Source organism: Ornithinimicrobium sp. F0845 (assembly GCF_023015765.1).
Classification (GTDB): domain Bacteria; phylum Actinomycetota; class Actinomycetes; order Actinomycetales; family Dermatophilaceae; genus Ornithinicoccus.
The window spans coordinates 1-241 of record NZ_JALKAL010000059.1; the positions used below are offsets into that span (position 1 = coordinate 1).

At 73.9% G+C, this 241-nt stretch carries 1 protein-coding gene; it reads right to left on the bottom strand.

What is annotated here, in order from left to right:
- Window positions 1–241: cell wall-binding repeat-containing protein (locus MWU75_RS19720; protein WP_247094160.1), on the bottom strand; the 241-nt coding region annotated here is incomplete at both ends.

Consider the following 241-nt stretch of genomic DNA (forward strand, 5'->3'; position numbering starts at 1 on the left):
GAGGCGGGTGACCTCGTCGGGGGTGTCGGCCAGCGCGTAGTCGGCCAGGGCGGTGACCACCGAGTCCGAGACCGCGCCGGCGCCGCCCATGACGACGATCTTCTGCGGCTGCAGGCGGGTGAGCTCGGCCTTGGTGACGTTGGGCAGGCCGTTGGGCCGCGTGAGCAGGACCGGGGCGTCGTTGGTGCCGCCCAGGGCACCGGCGGGCATGGCGTCGGGGTAGTTCAGGCCGCTGGCGATG